Origin of the sequence: Rhizobium sp. BIGb0125, from assembly GCF_024810055.1 — a bacterium.
Taxonomy (GTDB): Bacteria; Pseudomonadota; Alphaproteobacteria; order Rhizobiales; family Rhizobiaceae; genus Agrobacterium.
Genome location: NZ_JANUDV010000007.1, coordinates 176731 through 193423 on the forward strand (window position 1 = coordinate 176731; position 16693 = coordinate 193423).

Consider the following 16693-nt stretch of genomic DNA (forward strand, 5'->3'; position numbering starts at 1 on the left):
CATCGAAACAAGTGTGGTCTGAAGCATTGTCTCTTTCCCGATACCTCGTCTCGCGCATTGGCCAAGCTGTGATCGTGTTGTGGGCCGCCTTCACCCTGTCATTCCTGCTGTTGCAGATGATGCCGGGTGATGCGGTCTTCATCAAGTTCATGGGGGCAGACTTCGTGCTGACGCCGGAGCAGCTTGCGCATATTCGTGAAAGCTATGGCGCCGACAACCCACCGCTCGAACGTTATTTCAGTTCGTTGGTCAATACGCTGTCCGGCGATTTCGGGTATTCGATTGATGCCGGTGTTCCCGTCAGCGCTTTGCTTGCCGATAATGTGTTGCCAACCTTCAGACTGGCTGGCCTCGGTTTTGTTGGTGCGGTTCTGCTGAGTTTCGTCTTGGCCTTCCTCTCTTATTTCTCGCCTTTCTGGTGGTTGCGACGTTTCATCACCGCGCTGCCGTCACTGTTTGTCGCCATTCCTGCCTTCTGGCTGGGCATGATGCTGATCCAGATCTTTTCGTTCAGGCTTGGGCTTGTTCCTGTCATCAATCCCGGCCCTTGGGTTGGACTTATCTTGCCAGTGGCAACGCTTGCGGTACCGATCAGTGCGCCGATTGCGCAGATTTTGATCCGCAATATTGATGACGTGATGACACGGCCGTTCGTTGCCGTTGCCCGTGCCAAGGGCGCTTCGCTGCGCTTTGCGTTCTGGCGTCATGTGCTGGGCAATGCGCTGCTGCCGGTATTGACCATATGCGGCATGTTGTTCGGTGAACTGCTCGCCGGCGCGGTTGTCACAGAAACGGTCTTTGGACTGAACGGTATCGGTCGACTGACCGAAGCCGGTGTCGCCACTCTCGATGTGGCTGTTCTGCAGGTCGTCGTCCTGCTGTCAGCAGCATGTTTCGTTACGATCAATCTTGTCGTGGACCTGTTCTATCCAGTGTTCGATCCACGGCTGCGCAAGAGCATGAGGGCTGCCTGAGATGTCTCCTGTAGAAGAACCGGTCACGGGTCTGCACAGTCGGGAAAGATTTGCCGGACTGCGAGAAAAGCTCGGCTCGATCCGTATTGCAACGGCTCTCGCCTATCTGGTTCTGCTCCTGGCTGTGCTTTGGGCAGTCGTCCCCGGCCTGTTCAGCAGCTATGATCCTATTGCCAGCGTTCCCGGCCAGCAGCTTCGTGCACCAAACTTGACGCATTTCTTCGGTACCGATGCCTTGGGCCGTGATGTGTTTTCACGTGTTGTGCATGGTTCCGTGCATTCGTTAAGCGGTGCGTTCATCGCAACCGCTGTCGGGTTTGTTGTCGGTACCGCTCTCGGTCTACTGTCCGGTTCGGCGGGTGGTATTGTCGACGAAATCATCATGCGCATTGTCGATGTTCTGCTGTCCATCCCGGCGCTGCTTCTGGCGCTGACCATTATCATCCTGCTCGGTTTTGGCACGCTGAATGCATCGATCGCAGTTGGTGTTTCGGCGATCGCAGCCTTCGCGCGCTTGATGCGTTCCGAGGTGATCCGCGTTCGTGCCAGCGATTATGTCGAGGCAGCCATCGGCAGTGGCGGCACCTTGGCGAAGGTTTTGTGGCGGCATGTCCTGCCCAACGCATTGACTTCTGTTGTCGCCTTTTCCGCGCTGCAGTTTGGCTCGGCCATCCTGCAATTGTCGACGCTGAGCTTCCTGGGATATGGCGCACCACCACCCACGCCGGAGTGGGGATTGCTGGTCGCGGAAGGCCGCAACTATGTCGCAACGGCTTGGTGGCTGACCGCCGCGCCCGGCCTTGTTGTGGTTATCGTGGTGCTTGCCGCCAATCAGATCAGTAAATCGATGAGGAGCCAACGATGACGGTTCTAACAACGTCTCCTAATGGCGTGGATGCCTCGCTGCCCATCCTCGAGGTGCGCGATCTGTCTGTCTCTTACGGGGCGGGGCGCACCGCAAACACGGCTGTGCACGGCATATCGTTCAAGATCAATCGTGGTGAAACCCTGGCAATCGTCGGCGAGTCCGGTTCTGGCAAAACCACCACCGCGCAATCGATTATTGGTCTGTTGTCCGGAGGACGTATTGACGGCGGTCAGGTTCTGCTAAATGGCACCGATATTGCCGGATGGTCTGACCGGCGATTGGACGGTCTGCGCGGTTCGCGCATTGGTCTCATTCCGCAAGATCCCGGTAGCTCTCTGAACCCGATCCGCACCATTGGCTCACAATTGGCTGAGATGTTCCAGATCCATGGACATCGGCTAAGCAAGGCTTCCCGCAAGGCCAAGGTCTTGGAGTTGTTGGCCAAGGTCGGTTTATCGTCTCCTGAACTGCGTTATGACCAATACCCCCATCAGCTGTCGGGCGGTATGCGGCAGCGCGTGCTGATTGCCATGGCGATCATGCTTGAACCCGACTTGATCATAGCCGATGAGCCGACAAGCGCCCTGGATGTCACCGTCCAGAAACGTATCCTTGATCTGATCGAGACTCTCAAACGGGAAACCAACGCCTCGATCCTGCTGATTACTCATGATCTGGGCGTTGCGTCTCGTGCCGATGCGATCGTGGTCATGCATCAAGGGCGTATTGTTGAAAGTGGACCCACTGCCGAGATCATTGCATCTCCCAAAGAGGCCTACACGCAAAGGCTGCTTTCCGATGCGCCGGCCTTTGCGGGCAATAACCGCATCCGCAATCTGGATAGTACCAGCATCCAGACGGATGATGTTGTGGTGGTTGAAAGTCTGAGCAAGCGCTTTTCTTTGCCGGGCAAGTCGGACGGATTGCTTGCCGTGGCCGATCTGTCATTTCGTGTTGCCCGTGGTACCACGCATGCGATTGTTGGTGAATCCGGCAGTGGAAAAACCACGACGATCCGCATGGTCACCGGCTTTGAGAAGCCGACGAATGGCCGCATCGTGATTGGTGGTGAAAACCTTGCTGAGCTCTCTGGCGAGAAACTTCGCCAGTTTCGACGCAAGATCCAGCTGGTCTATCAAAACCCGTTCAGTTCGCTGGATCCGCGCCAGACGATCTTCCAGATCGTGGATGAACCGCTTCGAAATTTCGAACGGCTTTCTCCCGACGAGCGTGCCAAACGGGTGCAGAATATGATCTCGCGCGTTGGCTTGCCGGCGGATGTACTTGATCGTCATCCCGCAACCTTGTCCGGTGGCCAGCGGCAACGTGTGGCCATTGCCCGCGCGCTGATCCTGCAGCCCGAGGTCGTGGTGCTGGATGAAGCCGTTTCGGCATTGGATGTGACCGTACAGGCCAGAATTCTTGCACTGTTATCTGAACTTCAGCGAGAGTTTGGCCTGACGTATATTTTCGTCTCGCATGATCTCGCGGTTGTCCGTCAGATTGCCGACACGGTGTCGGTGATGCGCAACGGGCAGGACGTCGAACACGGGCCAGTCGAGACCGTATTCGGCAATCCCCAGCACGCTTACACGCAGGAACTGGTGGCAAGTATCCCAACGCTTCGCCAGTCGGCCTGAGCAATGTTGATACAAGCGCATTTTCGCAGCAGTCCTCGCCTTTCCAAGAGATGTTCATGACTCGCCTTAGCCCCCAAACCTTGGAAGAACTTGAAGAGAGGCTTGCCGAAGACCTTCTCTGGCTGAACCGTCCCGCGTCTTCCTGGGTCAAGCCGCGCGAGCATCAGGGTCAAAAAGTTCTCGATGTAGCGGTGATTGGCGCCGGTCTGTGTGGCCTCATCGCAATGGCGGCACTGAAAGGCCATAGCATCGAGAATGTGCGCGCCTTCGACCGCGCACCGGCCGGACAGGAAGGTCCCTGGATCACCTATGCCCGCATGGAAACTTTGCGCACGTCAAAGGTCCTTCCGGGTCTGGCGCTGGGGCTGCCTGCGTTGACTTTCCGGGCTTGGTACGAGGCGCAATTTGGCCGCGAAGCATTCGAGGCAATGTCATTGATCCCGACGGCGCAGTGGATGGATTATCTCATCTGGTATCGCCGGGTTCTTGAACTGGATGTCGTCAATGAAGCGAGTGTGCAGGGAATCACGCCGCGTGCGGACGGACTGTTCGAAATTGCCTACGCCGACCCACAAGGCGACCATGTGGAATATGCCCGCCGGGTGATCATCGCAACCGGGTTGGATGGTTTGGGAGAACCTTTCCTGCCCGCCGTTGCGCACCGTGTTCCGGAAAAATATCGGGCTCATGGTGCCGCGATAATCAATATGTCGATGCTGAAAGGCAAGACTGTTGCCGTCATCGGGTCCGGTTCCTCCGCAATGGACAACGCAGCTGCCGCTCTCGAAGCAGGGGCAGCGCGGGTTGATGTGTTTGTCCGCCAGAGCAGTCTCGCCAAGGTCGATCGTCTCGCCGGAATTTCCGGCATGGGTACGCGCTACGGCTATTTCGACCTGCCTGATGCGGACAAGTGGCTGATCATGCACGAGGCCAGCAAGGTGGGAACGCCGCCGCCCAAACACAGCGTTTTGCGCGTGTCAAAATGGCCAAATGCGCATTTCCATCTTTCTAGCCCGATAGACGACATTGTCGAAACGGCTGCCGGGGTTAAGATCACCACGCCGAAAGGCCTTTATGGTGTGGATTTCATCATCTTTGCCACCGGCTTTGGTATCGATTACGCCAAGCGGCCAGAATTTGAGGCCATTACCAGCAATGCCCTTTTGTGGGGAGAGGCTTACACGCCACCGAAAGCACTTGGAAATGCTGGCCTTGCTGCGTCACCTTATCTCGGCGCTGCTTTTCAGTTCATGCCGAAATCCGATGCTGAGCAGGACCGCTGGATCAGCCACGCCTATTGTTTCTCGTTCCCGTCTCTGTTGTCGCACGGCAAGATCAACAGCGGCATACCGTCGATCAACGAGGGTGCAACCACGTTGTCCAACGGTATTGCGCGGTCGCTGTTCGTGGAGGATCGCGAGCAGCTTCTGGCGCAATTCCACAGCTACGACAAAAGCGAACTGACTGGCGATGAATGGACAGATGCGGACGAGACCGCGAACGAACACCGTCGCGCCATCAAATAATCAACAGATCCATCAGGAGTTATCATGACCAAGAAGACCATTTATTATTTTCATTCGCTAAGTTCCCCATGGGCCTATCTTGGTTGGCCGCAGTTCAAGGCATTGATCGAAAAACACGATCTGAACGTTGTTGTTCGCACCACGACTGTTGTGCCGGAAAATGGTGGCGTTCCACTTCGTACGCGCCCTGTCGCCCGTCAGGATTATCACGCCATTGAGCTGGACCGCTGGCGCAAACGTCTCAACATGCCGCTGGTGCTGAAACCCAAACATTACCCGACCATTCCGCATTTTTCCGCACGTATGGTTCTGGCCGCTGACAGCCTTGGCCTGCCGGCGCTTGACCTTAGCCACGCGCTTTTAAGCGCAGTCTGGGCGGAAGAGCTCGACGTCAAGGATCCAGAAGTGCGTATCGCCAAGGCCAATAGTCTCGGCCTTGATGGCAAGCTGCTACAGTCAATGGAAGAAAGCCCGGAGATCATTGCCGCGTGGGAAGAAAGTGAAAACGAAGCCAAGGAGCGTGGTGTATTCGGCACGCCGACCTGGTTCTACAAGGATGTGCCTTACTGGGGGCAGGACCGCCTGAGCTTCCTCGACGAGGCACTCTCGGCAGACTGAGACAGTCCGCCTGACAACAGCGAAACAGCATTTGGGAATTGCGACTATGGATCTTGGTTTGAACGGCCGGAAGGCTTTGGTGTGTGGGGCAAGTGAAGGTATCGGCTATGCCGCTGCAAAACTCCTCGAGTCGGAAGGCGTTAATTTGGTTCTCGTAGCGCGCAATGAAGAAAAGCTGGAAGGGGCAGCGGCGGCATTGAAAGACCTTCATGCCGTCAATGTTGATTATGTGGCGGCAGATCTCGGTCATAAGGAAGAGCGCGCCAAAGTGCTCTCCTATTGCAGCGATCCTGATATTCTCATCCACAATGGCGGCTGGCCGCGCACCGAGCGCGATTTCCGCAAGTGGAGCAATGACGACTGGCTGCGCGCACTCGACCTGATGATGCTGTCGCCGATTGAACTTATCACCGGCGTGATTGATGGCATGGCAGAGCGCAAGTTTGGGCGGATTGTTGCTGTGACCTCACGCTTCGTGAAAGAACCCAGTGCGGAGTTGGCTCTATCGACCAGCCCGCGTCTTGGCTTGTCGGGGTTTATCACCGGGGTGGCGCGGAAATATGCAGCTCATAACGTGACCCTCAACACCGCCCTGCCGGGCATCATAGCCACGGAAACGCAGTTTCAGCACGGCCGTGATCTGGCGGAAGCGGCGGGCAAGAGTTTTGATCAGATATGGGCGGAGCGTTCTTCGACCAATTCAGCCAATCGTTTTGCAACGCCTGAGGAATTTGCGTCCCTTTGCGTGTTCCTGTGTTCTGCTCATTCGGGCTTCCTGACCGGCCAACACATCTTGAGCGATGGTGCCGGTTATCCGGGCGTTTTCTGACGGCTGAAGCAGCGGCTTTCGGCGTTACCGCCGAAAGCTTTACAAAGCCTGAGAGGGCTCTCTCTCAGGATGCGATTTGCTTGGAAATTTCGCAACGCCCCTCGGCGCAGCCAACAGTGTCATCTGCTTTGGAGGCTGGCGACAGGTCAGGCACTTTCTCCGCGAGCGCCATGGCAATTCGGGCGCCTACAGCCATGTCGTCCTCAACCCCGAAGATATGATGCTTGATCGCGCCATCTCTTCCGATCAGGATTGAGGAGGGCGTGCCACGCAGGCCAAAGCGCTGCATGGTGATGGGCGTATCGGTTCGTTCGTCGGGCAAGTCTACCCCCACCGGGTGTTTGATGCGGTATTCGTGAAGAAATGCCTTGAGGGTAACCGGGGACATTGCGGCATGGTGTTCGAACACGGTGTGGATACCAATGACCTGGAGATCGGTATCGGCAAAGATACGTTCAATCTTCTGAACCTGCGGTATCGATTGGCTGACGCAGCCAGGGAAAAGAAGCTGAAAGCTGTGCAACAGCACCGGGCGCCCACGCAATTCGGCCAATGTCAGAGGATGGGAAACGTTGAACCATTCGCTGATTGCCAGTTCCGGGGCGTAAATCAGATTGGAAGTAGCCATAAGTTTGATCCTTTCAGGGAAGGCGGGCCGTGAGGGAACGACCCGCCCGCCGGATGGGTATTACGCGGCGGCTCGCGTAAGCTTCACACCCGGGAAATCGACCGGAACATCCAGCGCCACATTGAGGTAGTTGGTGAAGAGGTTGAGTGCGATATGTGCAAGGATTTCGACAATTTCTTCATCATCGAAACCAGCATTGCGAAGGCTTGCAACATCGTCCCCGGTGATGTCCGCCCGGTTCTCAACAACCTTGATCGAGAAATCGAGCGCGGCCTGCGTTCTGGGATCCGGCGATCTACCTGCCTGTGCTTCAGACATCTCAATCTTGGTCGCACCAGCTTTACGGCCGAGACCTGTATGTGCGGCAAGGCAATAGTTGCAGTTGTTGCGATCGGCTATGGCAACCGCAATCTGTTCACCGAGCTTGGCACCCAGTCGCCCTCCGCCGAGTGCGGCAAACGAGCCCCACATGCTGGAAAGCGCTGACGGCGAATTTGCCACCGCTTTGAACATATTCGGCACTATGCCGAAGGCCGCCTTTATCTCGGAGAGCTTTTCAGCCCTCGTGCCTGTTGCGCTTGATGGTTCAATGAGAGTAATTCTTGTCATGTTCTTTCCTTTCAATGCCTGGAGGGGAGGGATTGCCGGTTTGGTGATGGCAGTCACTGAACCGGCGCTTGTTTTACTCGCCAGGCATGACCTTGCCGGGCAGACTGAGATCGCCAGATGCAACCTTGAAGACGTTGCTGACGCATAAGAGTGGGGCGTGCAGATTGCCGTTCACCTTCAGGCCGGCTGTCACACCATCAAAAGACGCTCCGACAATGCCATTGATCAGGGATAGCGGGATTTCGACGTCGACCCGATCGCCCTTGAAATTTGTAGGATACTCTGGACTGTCAATCAGCAATGGCACGCCGGGCCAGGTTGCAGGAACCTTTGGTTTCGTACCTTCGGGAATGTCAATCACTTTCAAGCCACCGCCACAGGCTTTGTCCTGCGCCAGAACCACCCAGTGCGGATGCCAGATATGACGGTTCTTGCCGCCATTGGCTGCGTCGTCGAAGTCGGGATGGAAGGTTACCGCGAGTGCGACAAGTCCCTGCTTGCTCTCAAAGCCGATTTCGCCACTATCGAGACTAGTTGGCCAGACATAGGCATAGACGCTCGACCCTTCGAACTTGCCTGTCGCATCGGGTTTGTCCTTGCCTGCTTCACCACGCACGCGGGTTGAAAAGAGTGCAGTGTCGCCCTTGGCTGTGATCGTTGTTTCAATGATGTCGAAAGATGCCTGCACCGCCTCGGTTGGCTTTGCCGTGACCGAATGGGCGGATGCTGTTGCCAGCCATAGTGATGCCGTTCCGGCGATGAGTGCGCCGGCTGCGATTTTACCAAACATCGATAGTCTCCTTTTTTGTGTTGCCTGGAGGGTTTTCACCTATCCTTTGTTAAAAGCGGTCCAGGTGGCAGCCTGGACCGCCGGATCGGCGATCTCATGTTCGCGGCAATCGACACGGATTTCCCGTCGGCCGAATGCTGCGTCTACGAAATGACAGTGATGCGGGCGAGCCGCATCAGAATGTGCGAATGGTGCGAAATATCGACAACTGACGCACATGCGCTGAATGGGGATCGCATCATTCTGTTGTAAATGACTGATCATCTTGACTAGCGTGATCAGCAGGTCTTCCTGCTCATGAGATGCCAGGGCATCAACCGCATCCCTAGCCGCCCCTGATACAGGTTCTGCTACGTCAAGAACCGCACGCCCCTTGGTTGTGATCTCTACTGTTACCGAGCGCTTGTCGATGCCGTCACTGTTTTTCGCTACCAGGTCTTTACGCTCAAGCGCGGTGATGGAATCTGTTGCCGTCGGTTGAGATACACCAAGATTGGCGGCAATTTCCTTCACAGATAGCCCAGCCGCGCGCCCTTCCAGCAATTCAAGAATTGAGAGTTGGGTCGGGTTCAGGCCTGATGTTTTCGCTCGGCTCCAGTCTTCGTTGCGCATGACTGTTGCGATACGGGCAAGGCCTTCCCGAATGCGATGATTGACCGAGCCTGGGTTCTGTGTTGTTTCCATGTAGTGAATATATATAGGAGTCCTATTTTGTTCAAGGCCAATAATTATTTACTTTGTTGGTGGCGCGCCAATACCGGTATCGGAGATCGGGCCATGTGGCTGTTCGGGATTATGTGAGTGGGTGGCCTTCTCAACCATTGCCGGTCCTGTAAAGCCGCTCGCACCGTAAAATGCGAAATGCAGCCCCCAATAGCCCGTGGCAAACACCACAAGTGCCGCAGCAATGCCGCCGGGTATGGCAGGCAGATGGATTTTCAACGATGGCAGAAAGTGGGTCACCCGGCATTGATCACAGGCCACGGCGACCAGAATGGCCATTATCAGACCGTGTCCGATCAGGTCGACGCGTCCGAAAGGCCAGACGGCAGCGGTGAAGATGATGATGAGCGCAATGGCCGAAAGACGCCGGATCAGAGGGGTCCACAAAAGACCAAACCCCATGGTGAATTCCGCAACGCCGGCCATCGGAATAAAGACATCGCGCGGCAGTCCGAACGTCAGGAACGGCTTTTCCAGGATGAGGGGGTAAAACCAGTCGGGATAGGCGAATTTCTCAAGGCTGGACCACATCAGGGCGATTGCGAGCCCCCATCGCAATGCCTCGAACCGATGTGAGCGGAGCTTTTCGTTTTTTGATGGCTCCAAGATGAGATAGGCGGCAACGCCAGCGCCAAGCGCCAGATAATCGAAGAGATGGAAGAGGTCATAGTCGCGGATCGCCAAAAGCCATAAGGCCAGAATTCCGATACCCGCCAACGGCATTGTTATTCGAAAAAAAATACAGGCGGCGATGGCCAGTTGCAGCCATGAAACCCACTCTGCCGGCGTCCGCAGGTCAGGTGTTAAATATACGCCGCCCACCGAAAATATAGCTACAAAAAATGCCCCGACCGTAACGCGCACATAGTCGTCGAGCCTTTTCCACAAAACATCAGTACTGCGGTCCAGCGCGTCATGAACCCTGTTGCCGAGCGGACTGATTTCAACAAGGCGCGTCAGCACAAAAAAGACGACGACAAGTGCAATGCCGATCCAGAACCATGTATCCTTGAGAACAATGGACAATGATTGTGGTGGGGCACCCACGATATAGGGTGCGAACCATTTGACATGCGCCTGTGCAGATGTGCTGGCAAACAGCAGCGCGCCCGTAAAAATGGCGCCTCTTCCCAATGTCCATACCATGGTCATGCCCCCTTCAAACCTGATCTCAGGTTTTCTGCCCGACCCCGTAACGTGTGGCTGAATGTTTCAGGGATAAAAATGGTGCCAGGCCAAGTCGAGCCTCTTCCATTTTTTGCCAGAGGCTGGCCTCCTCCAGGGAGGGGATCGTGACCGTCTCACCACGGTCAAACCCTGCAAGTGCTGCCGTTACCATTTCGTCGGCATCCATCATCATGTCTGCTGGGATGACGTTGATATCGATGCCTGCACGATCAAAGATTTCCGTGCGGGTGAAGCCGGGAAGTACAGCCTGGATCTGAACCCCGCGAGGTTCAAGTTCAACGGCGAGGGCTTGCGTCAGTGCAAGAACAAATGCCTTGCTGGCAACGTAGGTCGGGTTGAAGCGTTCCGGCATCAAAGCCACTACGGAAGCGATGTTGATGATACCACCCTTGCCACGATCTGCGAATGTCTTGGCAGCGGTCACCGTCAGCGTGTGCAAAATGTCAACATTGAGATAGACCATGCCGGAGAGATCCTCGGCATCAGATGAGAGGACCGAGCCTTTCGGCCCTATCCCTGCACAATTGACGATCAACTCCAATGACTTGTCCTCATATATGGCTGACAACACGCGTTTGATGTCATTGGATTTGGAAAGGTCTGCGGGAATTGGCGTAATCGAGACACCATGTTTTTCTGAGAGTGTGTCGGCCAATTGATTAAGCCGGTCGATATCTCTGGCGACAACGACGAGATCAAAATCTCGATCAGCGAGCTTTTCGGCATATACGGCGCCAATGCCCGATGACGCACCGGTAACAAGAGCAGTTTTCCTTGTCATGTTCTGTCCTTCCCTGAGACGATGAGACGTAAATGATCTGTTCGTTTTGGTGCCGGAAGCAACGCACATACATTGCTCCCGACCACGCAGATCAGCCCTTGATGAAGGCAAGCAGATCCGGATTGACGATTTCAGGATGGGTGGTGCACAGGCCGTGAGGCAGACCAGCATAGGTCTTCAGAGTACCGTTCTTGAGCAGCTTGACGGAAAGTGGCGCAGAATCCGCATAAGGCACGATCTGGTCATCATCGCCATGCATCACCAGTGTTGGGACGGTAATGGCTTTCAGATCTTCCGTGAAATCGGTTTCGGAAAAAGCCTTGATGCAATCGTAGTGCGCTTTTGCACCGCCAGCCATGCCTTGCCGCCACCAATTTTCGATGACGCCTTGGCTGACCTTGGCGCCCGGCCGGTTATAACCGTAAAAGGGGCCGGCAGGGACATCGAGAAAGAACTGGGCGCGGTTGGCAACCAATGCTGCCCGGAAACTGTCAAACACCTCAATCGGTAGTCCGGCCGGGTTCTTGTCCGATTTGACCATGATTGGTGGCACGGCACCGATCAGTACCACCTTTGCCACTCTGCCAGATTTTGCGCGGGCAACGTAATGGGCGACTTCACCGCCGCCGGTTGAATGGCCTATGTGGATGGCGTTCTTGAGATCAAGGGCATCCGTCAGCGCTACAACGTCGGCGGCGTAGGTGTCCATCTCGTTTCCGGTCCAGGTCTGTGTTGAGCGACCATGGCCACGCCTGTCATGCGCAATGACGCGGTAGCCCTTGTCGAGGAAATACATCATCTGGGCATCCCAATCATCCGCGCTGAGTGGCCAGCCATGATGGAAGACAATTGGTTGCGCGTCTTTTGGACCCCAATCCTTGTAATAGATCTCGGTTCCGTCGCTTACTTTTACAAATGACATGACATGGTTCTCCGATGGATGTGTGGAAAAGTGTGTTGTGGCGTGGGATTGGTTGGGCAGAGCCATGGCGGCGGCGACGATACCGCTCGCCATAATGACCTCACGGCGGGTTAGCCGCGACGCAACGCTTACGGCTGTGAATTCACTCATAACGCCCTCCCTGATGATTGATCGTTCACGGAAAACAGATTGAGCCGAAGACGGGGCTATGGCGAGTAAAGCGTCGTAAAATGATGCAAACGCCCGACACGGTCATTTTATGTCGTTGTTCTATCTGTGTTAATATCAAGAGAGCGCCGGCCTGCGACCTCGAGGAGTGCAAGTGCCGTCGTCAAGGGTGACCCGTCGGAACCCTCAGTAATGAGCCTGTTATGCCTGTCGTCTTGAAGGCGAAGTGTTACAAGATGGGCTGGGAATATGGCGACTGGTTTTCCACTGTCGAGGAACGACGCAAGGAAAGACCGTGGTTTGCTGTTTTCAAAATCCCAAAGGTGTCGCGACATTCCGAGACAGAATATCGCATCGAAATCCTCAAGGTCGATCTGCTCGAGACTAAGTGTGTCCGCAAGTTCTTCGCGTGCCACTCTGTCATCCATAAATCGCCGCACTGCTTGGTGTTGCGATGCCTTCTCCCTGACATCTGACAATTCTGGGTATTCACCTGTCAGCGTGGTGAGAACAATGTCAGCGCCAAAATCCTTGAAAAGATAATAGACCGGTGCAAAATCGCTTAATGTGATCTTCGAATTTGCTGCTTGGTCACTGTCGTTCGCTGCAAGGATAACCAGAAAACGGGTCGGCTGAATGCCTTCCATTGCGATCTCCTCAACCTGGAAGAAGATGATGGCTCGACTGACCGGCGTTGACGAGTTGAGAGTTGTAAATTGGTGTAAAGGAAGGACGGGATACTGCTTGTCGGTAACGAGGCCAGTTAGGAGGCGTTTTGTCTAGTCGATAGCTGCTTTTCATAGAGACCACAGGCAAACACGCTATCTTCCACCGATTTTAGCAGAGGAATGGCACCAGCCGACTGAGCAAACTCATAAGCAAGTGCCAGGGTCGAGCGCGCTTCGCCCAGGTCTGATGTTTTGAGCTGGATTTCTGCCTTGGTCCGCAACATTTCAGGCTGCCACCATGCCACGCCAGAGGCGGCGCATTTTTCCATTGCGGTATTGATTACATTCATGGCCTCGACGTTGCGACCAAGCCCGGACAATGCTCTTGCTTCTGTTGTGATGAACATTGTTTCAAAAAGGTTGAAACCGGCATTGCGAAGCGATTGCAGACCGGATTGTATTTGTGACAGGGCAGTTCTGTCGTCTCCCTGCCGCCGCAAAAGTTCAGCTTCGAAACACACCGCATATGTTCGCCAGACATCAAGCATCGTGGCTTTGGTGTGCTCTTTGAGTAGAGCAATGTACTCAGCGGCCAGACGGTCTTGTCCAGACATCAGAGCAAGTGGGCATGCCGCTTCTGCAAGGGCATTGGTCAGCGATGCGTAGTGGCCAACGGATTGGGCGTATTCCAGGGTTGATACAACATCTGCCATGGCCTCCTGTTGTCGTCCTAAAAACCATTTGCAGCGCGACAATATGATCTGAGCAGTTACCCGCTGGTCGAACTGAAAACGGATAACGTGCCCCGTCGATGGCAGACCCTGATAATCACGCAACATGGTCTCGAGGTATGTTTCACTTTCGGCATGGCGCCCGAGCCAGTGTAATGTCGCACCTCTGATCCGATTGCCGATGACTATATCGGCAGGATCGGGCGATGAAATTGCAAGTTTGGCAAACCGCGTTGCCAGATGAAGGCCAGTCTTAGGTTCCGCCCGATTGATGGCATCGACCCACAATCCCCATATTGCGCGCAGTTGATGGTCCACGTCGCCGAGTCTTTCTGCGATATCGGCAGATTCATTCCACGCTTCCACACCCCGACCGGGTGAAGCCGCCGTGATGATCTGCGGCCACCCCATCGCAGTATAAAGTTTCATCCTGCTCGCCTCATCAATACCGGGATTTGCGTTCAGGTAATCGATCGACGCTGTAACGGCCGAGATGCATTCGTCGTAAAGCGAAAGCTTGAAAAATAGCGGCAATGCCGCAACGGTCAGTCTTGCACCCAACAGCTTGTTGCCACCCGTCGACAGTGCCCAGTCGAGACATGCGCGCAGACCCAGAACAATATGGCCAAATTCCTCGACGGCCTCTTCGGTGGTTTGGCTGTAAATTCTGGCTGAAGATGTATCGAACAATTGCAGGAGATATGTGCCGAACTTTTCCATGGCAGGGCTAACGCCGTGGGTTTGAGCCAGTTTTTCCGCAGCATAGATGCGCGTGGTGTCAAGCAAACGGTACAGCTGGGTGAAAGCCGAGGTTTCCGCCACCACGAGTGACTTTGCGACAAGGGCGGCCACGAGATCGTAAGTGTCATCACTCAGTACCGCAGCTGCGGCAGATATGGAAAAACGTCCTCTGAAGATGGAAAGTTCGTTCAGACCCCGTTGTTCGTCCACGGCTAACAGCTGGTAACTCCAATCGAGTGTTGCGCGCAGTGTTTGGTGCCGTGGCAAAGCAGTGCGTCGACCACGGCTCAAGACCCTGAAACAATCATGGAGCGATGCTGCAAGCGACAAAATACTCATCGATTCCAGCCTGCCGGCCGCCAACTCAATCGCCAAAGCTATTCCGTCAAGCCGTGCACAGATGTCGATGACAATAGGCACGTCCATTTCTGTCAGTTGATATCCACCGAGACAGGCATCTGCGCGTTGTACAAAAAGCTGGACCGCAGGAGAGGCGAGTGCTTCTTCGAGTTTGACTGTTGATACTGGGACATCAAGCGGCAGAAGACGATGAACCCTCTCACCGCTGGCACGAAGAGGCTCACGGCTCGTTGCCAAAAAACGTGTGTTTGACGTTCGTTGTAGCACAGCCTCTACGAAGTCCGTTACATCGTCGATCAGATGCTCACATCCGTCCAGAAAGATTGTGACAGGCCTTGTTTCCAGCGTGGCACAGATGGTCGCCAACACATTGTCAGAACGGTATTTGAGGCCAAGGCTGGAGGCGACGGCTGCAGGCACCAAATCGCCGGATGCGATATCCGAAAGTTCGACTTTGATGATTTCAAGTTCGCCCGCCAACTGGCTGACGACGGCTTTGGCCACGGTTGATTTTCCAATTCCACCAGGCCCCGTAATTGTGAAAAGGCGACTCTTGGGAAGCTGTTCAAGAATTCCCTCGATGATCTGGTTACGACCAAAGACCTTTTGACCACCATCGTCAGGCGTGGGTGGTCGGATGGGTTCGCGCTGGGTGTTCTTCCTATCCCGGATCACCTCGCCAACAAATGTGTAACCTCTGCCGGGAATGTTGGCGATGAACTGTGGTTCTGATTTGGTGTCACCAAGGGCTTTCCGAAGTGCAGACAAATGCACCCGCAAATTGGCTTCATCAACATATGTGTCCGGCCATACGTGTTTTACGATTTCGTCGTTGGTCTTGAGTGTGCCGGGGGTTGAGATAAGGAAAAGCAAAATGTCTATCGCGCGGCTTCCCAACGCAACATTCGCTCCATCCCGCTTCAGGCTGCGCCTGGCAGGTACGATCGAAAAGTATGCAAAACGCAGTTCTTCTTCCACTGCGAAACCTCAGCAATTGGTCCTAATGCGAACGGATTAAGCTGCACTGTTGGTGTTCAATATAAAAAATAGAAATGCGCGATAGATTTTGCGGCTGTGTCAACTGTCTGCGTGAACGCTGCCCGCGCAGACTATGGGAAAGGCTGCGGTTGGAGTTACGTCCCGTCATTTTCCGTATAAAATGTCTCTCCGACAAAATCATGAATGGAATTTTGTATTTTGTCTATCCGGTGGCTTGGTTGTTGAGCGGCGCTTGCGCTTAAACCGTGAGGGGGATGACAGCTGTGGTTACGGAACCTAAAAGGCGTAGAATGGCTTACAGATAAAGATAAGCCTGATGTCAGACGGAGTTAGAAATTGAGTGTTGCCTTTGTCAAGGAAGAAAGTGCCGAAGCAGCTTCGGAAACCCTGCTTCCTGATCGCCCTATTTCACCTCATCCCAATCTCGTGACAGAGGCGGGATTGAAGGCGCTTGAATTGCAGTTGCAACAGGCGCGTGAAGCCTATGCTGTCGCCAATGCCATCGAGGATGTCAACGAACGCCGACGTCAGGCGGGCAATCCCTTGCGGGATTTGCGTTACTACTCGGCCAGAGTTCATACGGCTCAGTTGATGCCGGTGCCGTCATCAACCGACAAGGTTGCCTTCGGCAACACCGTTACCTTCAGTCGGGATGACGGACGTGTGCAAATCTATCGGATTGTCGGCGAAGATGAGGCTGATCCGACAAAAGGCTCTATCTCCTTTGTCTCTCCTGTGGCCCGGCTTCTTATCGGCAAGACTGTCGGTGATGTGGTGCAATCGGGAAATCAGGAAATCGAGATCATCGAAATCGCATAAACGTTCACGCGACGGCATGACAGATGATTGGCGGGTTGAGATCAAACTCAACACAGGCTATCTGGTGCACACCCAAAGCTGATCTTCCACAATACAAGGTACGTCTCCCGT

The 16693-nt window shown here is 54.7% G+C and carries 16 protein-coding genes; 7 read left to right on the forward strand and 9 right to left on the reverse strand.

Annotation, left to right across the window (positions count from 1 at the left end; all coding sequences use genetic code 11):
* Positions 1-26 precede the first annotated feature (26 nt).
* Genes M2418_RS20030 through M2418_RS20055 form a run of 6 tightly spaced genes read left to right on the forward strand, consistent with a single transcriptional unit; the run spans position 27 to position 6455 of the window.
* Positions 27-974 (forward strand): ABC transporter permease, encoded by a 948-nt coding sequence (locus tag M2418_RS20030; RefSeq protein ID WP_259148766.1) that lies wholly within the window; start codon positions 27-29, stop codon positions 972-974.
* Position 975: 1 nt separating this feature from the next.
* Positions 976-1839: an ABC transporter permease gene (locus M2418_RS20035; RefSeq protein ID WP_259148767.1), complete on the forward strand. Its 864-nt coding sequence runs from the start codon at positions 976-978 to the stop codon at positions 1837-1839.
* Positions 1836-3482, forward strand: coding sequence for an ABC transporter ATP-binding protein (locus tag M2418_RS20040; RefSeq protein ID WP_259148768.1), 1647 nt, complete (start codon positions 1836-1838; stop codon positions 3480-3482). Before M2418_RS20035 ends, M2418_RS20040 begins: the two co-directional genes overlap by 4 nt.
* 56 nt (positions 3483-3538) lie before the next feature.
* A complete protein-coding gene (locus M2418_RS20045) occupies positions 3539-5008 on the forward strand; it encodes an NAD(P)-binding domain-containing protein (protein WP_259148769.1) in 1470 nt (489 codons plus the stop codon).
* 24 nt (positions 5009-5032) lie between these two features.
* On the forward strand, positions 5033-5626 hold the full coding sequence (locus tag M2418_RS20050) for a 2-hydroxychromene-2-carboxylate isomerase (protein ID WP_259148770.1): 594 nt from the start codon (positions 5033-5035) through the stop codon (positions 5624-5626).
* Between the two features lie 46 nt (positions 5627-5672).
* Positions 5673-6455, forward strand: coding sequence for an SDR family NAD(P)-dependent oxidoreductase (locus M2418_RS20055; protein ID WP_259148771.1), 783 nt, complete (start codon positions 5673-5675; stop codon positions 6453-6455).
* A 64-nt stretch (positions 6456-6519) separates the two neighbouring features.
* On the opposite strand, the gene M2418_RS20060 is transcribed toward M2418_RS20055, so the two are convergent.
* The 9 genes from M2418_RS20060 to M2418_RS20100 all read right to left on the reverse strand — a co-directional run bounded on the left by M2418_RS20060 (position 6520) and on the right by M2418_RS20100 (position 15742).
* The gene (locus M2418_RS20060; protein ID WP_259148772.1) at positions 6520-7083 is read right to left on the reverse strand and encodes a redoxin family protein; all 564 of its coding nucleotides are present in this window, start codon (positions 7081-7083) and stop codon (positions 6520-6522) included.
* 60 nt (positions 7084-7143) lie between these two features.
* Positions 7144-7692, reverse strand: coding sequence for a carboxymuconolactone decarboxylase family protein (locus M2418_RS20065; protein WP_259148773.1), 549 nt, complete (start codon positions 7690-7692; stop codon positions 7144-7146).
* A gap of 73 nt (positions 7693-7765) precedes the next feature.
* The gene (locus tag M2418_RS20070) at positions 7766-8482 is read right to left on the reverse strand and encodes a hypothetical protein (protein WP_259148774.1); all 717 of its coding nucleotides are present in this window, start codon (positions 8480-8482) and stop codon (positions 7766-7768) included.
* A 39-nt stretch (positions 8483-8521) separates the two neighbouring features.
* Entirely contained in the window at positions 8522-9094 is a 573-nt protein-coding gene (locus tag M2418_RS20075) for a MarR family winged helix-turn-helix transcriptional regulator (protein WP_259148775.1), read from the reverse strand.
* Positions 9095-9214: 120 nt separating this feature from the next.
* Positions 9215-10357: a hypothetical protein gene (locus tag M2418_RS20080; protein ID WP_259148776.1), complete on the reverse strand. Its 1143-nt coding sequence runs from the start codon at positions 10355-10357 to the stop codon at positions 9215-9217.
* Positions 10358-10376: 19 nt separating this feature from the next.
* On the reverse strand, positions 10377-11174 hold the full coding sequence (locus M2418_RS20085; protein WP_259148777.1) for an SDR family oxidoreductase: 798 nt from the start codon (positions 11172-11174) through the stop codon (positions 10377-10379).
* A gap of 91 nt (positions 11175-11265) precedes the next feature.
* Positions 11266-12096 carry an alpha/beta fold hydrolase gene (locus M2418_RS20090; RefSeq protein WP_259148903.1) on the reverse strand — a complete coding sequence of 277 codons (831 nt, stop codon included), beginning with the start codon at positions 12094-12096 and terminating at the stop codon, positions 11266-11268.
* A 257-nt stretch (positions 12097-12353) separates the two neighbouring features.
* Positions 12354-12911, reverse strand: coding sequence for a transporter (locus M2418_RS20095; protein WP_259148778.1), 558 nt, complete (start codon positions 12909-12911; stop codon positions 12354-12356).
* Positions 12912-13027: 116 nt separating this feature from the next.
* Positions 13028-15742 carry a helix-turn-helix transcriptional regulator gene (locus M2418_RS20100; protein ID WP_259148779.1) on the reverse strand — a complete coding sequence of 905 codons (2715 nt, stop codon included), beginning with the start codon at positions 15740-15742 and terminating at the stop codon, positions 13028-13030.
* Between the two features lie 357 nt (positions 15743-16099).
* Between M2418_RS20100 and greA the strand changes: the two genes are divergently transcribed.
* The gene (gene greA, locus M2418_RS20105) at positions 16100-16582 is read left to right on the forward strand and encodes a transcription elongation factor GreA (protein ID WP_259148780.1); all 483 of its coding nucleotides are present in this window, start codon (positions 16100-16102) and stop codon (positions 16580-16582) included.
* Positions 16583-16693: the final 111 nt, after the last annotated feature.